Genomic DNA, 2,878 nt, shown 5'->3' on the forward strand with positions numbered 1-2,878 from the left:
GATGCCGTCCATCTGGCGCTGGCCACCCGCGCCGACGACTGGGCCACGAACGCCTGGCTCACCACCCTGCGCGGGCTGGCCGACCGCGACGATGTGCACGGTGGTCTCGTCGGCCGCGCCGTGCGGCTGCTCCGCGACGCCGAGGTCATCGACGCCGCCGAGTCGGCCCGGCGATTCTCCGCCGCGCTCTCGGTGGGCCGCACCGCCACCGACAAGGCCGCCTGGATCGACGGCTTCCTCGGTGGGCGCGGCCTGCTGCTCGTCCACGACCGCAACCTGCTGACACTCGTCGACTCCTGGCTGGTCGGCCTGGCGGAGCCGGATTTCGTCGCCGTCCTGCCCCTGCTGCGCCGCACGTTCGGCGACTTCGACAGCGGTGAGCGGCGATCCATCGCCACGGCGATCCGCCACGGAGCGCCCGTCACCACGGCCGGGACGACAGCACATTTCGACCCGGCACGTGGTGCGATCGCACTACGCGCCGCCCGCGAGATCCTGGGAGCCGGCACATGAACGGCCGACTCGGAGACTCGCTACGCAGCGCTGCGATCCCCAGCACCAGAACCGTCCCGGATTCGGCGGGCACCCCCGCTCACCGTTCGGGCCAGTGCCCGGCCGCGGCCGGGTGGCCTCGGGAAGTCCGGCGACCGTCCATGCGCGGAGCAGCCGTCGCTGACTTCCCCCCACGCTGGCACGCGTACGCCGAACCCGTGACCTCCACTCGAACCACGAGGCTGGCCGATGCACGACTATGACGAAACCCGTTCCCGGCGTTGGCGATTGGTGTTGGGGGCGGCGGGCGAGACAGAGCTGGGCGGGCTCGGCAGCGCCGAGGACGCCGCCATGGACCGGGCGCTGTCGGCGCTCTACGACTCCGACGCCCGCATGGGGCAGGGTGGGCGGCGTTCCGGCGGGCTTGGCGGTTCGGCGCCGAATGTGGCGCGCTGGCTGGGTGATATCCGCTCGTACTTCCCGACCACGGTGGTCGAGGTGATGCAGCGCGACGCGGTGCGGCGGCTGGATCTCACCGAACTGCTGTTGGAACCGGAACTCTTGGACGCGGTCGAACCGGACGTCCATCTGGTCGGCACCCTGCTCGGCCTGAACAAGGTGATGCCGGAGACCACCAGGGCCACCGCCCGCATGGTGGTGGAGCGGGTGGTGCGCGAGATCGAGCGGCGCATCGCCGCCCGCACCGTCGCCGCGGTGGGCGGCGCGCTGAACAGGGCGGCGCGGGTGGCGCGACCGAAACCGCGGGATATCGACTGGGACCGCACCATTCGCCGCAATCTCGGCACCTATCTGCCCGAGTACCGCACCATCGTGCCGGAGCGGCTGGTCGGCTACGGCCGCAAGGCGCAGGCGGTGCGGCGCGATGTGGTGCTGGCCATCGACCAATCCGGTTCCATGGCGTCGAGCGTGGTGTACGCGTCGGTGTTCGGGGCGGTGCTGGCGACCATGCGGTCGCTGCGGACCTCGCTGATCGTGTTCGACACCGCCGTCGTGGATCTCACCGATCGGCTCGCCGATCCGGTGGACGTGCTGTTCGGTACCCAACTCGGCGGTGGCACCGATATCAACCGCGCCCTCGCCTACGCGCAGTCGCTCATCACCCGCCCCGCCGACTCCCTGTTCGTGCTCATCTCCGATCTGTACGAGGGTGGAGTCCGCGCGGATATGCTGCGCCGCGTGCGCGCCATGACCGAGGCGGGCGTTCAGGTCGTGGTGCTGCTGGCGCTGTCCGACGACGGCGCGCCCGCCTACGACCGCGAGAACGCCGCCGCCCTGGACGCCCTCGGCGTCCCCGCCTTCGCGTGCACTCCCGATCGCTTCCCGGAGCTGCTGGCGGTGGCCCTGGACCGGGGGGACGTGCGGCGGTGGGCCGAGCTGAACGCCGGGCGGGCCTCCCCCTGACTCGGGTGCGCGACGGAGCGCGTCCGGCGGCCCGGCCGGATCGCCAGGATTCCGGTCGGATAACGAAAACGCCCAGTTCAGGCGATATATTCGCAGTGAGCGCGGAAGCGGCGCACGCAAACACTGCTAGGCTGCCTGGCGATTCGACTCGTGGAAACGGGGGGCTCTCGGTTGCTGAACTCTGGTGAAGATTTCGCCGGTTACGTCATCGAGCGCGAACTGGGCCGCGGCGGTATGGGTTCGGTCTACCTGGCCAAGCATCCGCGGCTGCCGCGCATGACGGCCTTGAAACTGCTCAATCAGGAGATGTTCTCCGATGACGAGATCCGCGCCCGGTTCATCCGGGAAGCCGATCTGGTCGCCCAGCTCGATCATCCGAATATCGTGACGGTCTACGACCGCGGCGCGGTGGACGAACAGCTGTGGATCTCCATGCAGTTCATCGACGGGGTGAACGCCGCCAACGTCGATCCGGGCAAGCTGCCGCCGCTACGCGCGGTGCAGATCATCACCGAGACCGCCAAGGCCCTCGACTACGCGCACGGTATCGGCGTCCTGCACCGCGATGTGAAGCCCGCCAATATCCTGCTGGCCCGCTCGGGTCGTGCGGGGGCGGGTGGTGAACGCGTGTATCTCACCGATTTCGGCATCGCCCGGCTGCGCGACGACACCGGTCATCTCACCCAGACCGGCACCGTGACCGCCACCCTGGCCTACGCCTCCCCGGAGCAGTTGACCGGCGCGACGCTGGACGGCAGCTCCGACCAGTACTCGCTGGCCTGCACGCTGTTCCAATTGCTCACCGGCAGTGTGCCGTTCGAGGGCACCAGTCCGGCGGCGGTGATCCGCGGCCATCTCCAGGAGCGTCCCCGCCTGCCCAGCGCGCTGCGCCCGGACCTGCCCCGCGCCATCGACGGCGTGCTGGCCCGGGCGCTGTCCAAGCGCCCGCAGGACCGCTACCGCT

The 2,878-nt window shown here is 70.3% G+C and carries 3 protein-coding genes; all 3 read left to right on the forward strand.

Annotation, left to right across the window (positions count from 1 at the left end):
• Nucleotides 1–513 (forward strand): DUF5682 family protein (locus tag QK444_RS34965; protein WP_282786272.1); only part of this gene is annotated, 513 nt, incomplete at its 5' end.
• Between the two features lie 228 nt (nt 514–741).
• Nucleotides 742–1,914, forward strand: coding sequence for a VWA domain-containing protein (locus QK444_RS34970; RefSeq protein WP_282786273.1), 1,173 nt, complete (start codon nt 742–744; stop codon nt 1,912–1,914).
• 171 nt (nt 1,915–2,085) lie between these two features.
• A partial coding sequence (locus QK444_RS34975) for a serine/threonine-protein kinase (RefSeq protein WP_282786274.1) occupies nt 2,086–2,878 on the forward strand: 793 nt, incomplete at its 3' end.

The organism is Nocardia sp. CC201C, assembly GCF_030010695.1.
GTDB lineage: Bacteria > Actinomycetota > Actinomycetes > Mycobacteriales > Mycobacteriaceae > Nocardia > Nocardia otitidiscaviarum.

Excerpts from the sequence above, each read along its gene's own strand:
- QK444_RS34970 (WP_282786273.1), top strand. The coding sequence starts at position 742 with ATGCACGACTATGACGAAACCCGTTCCCGGCGTTGGCGATTGGTGTTG.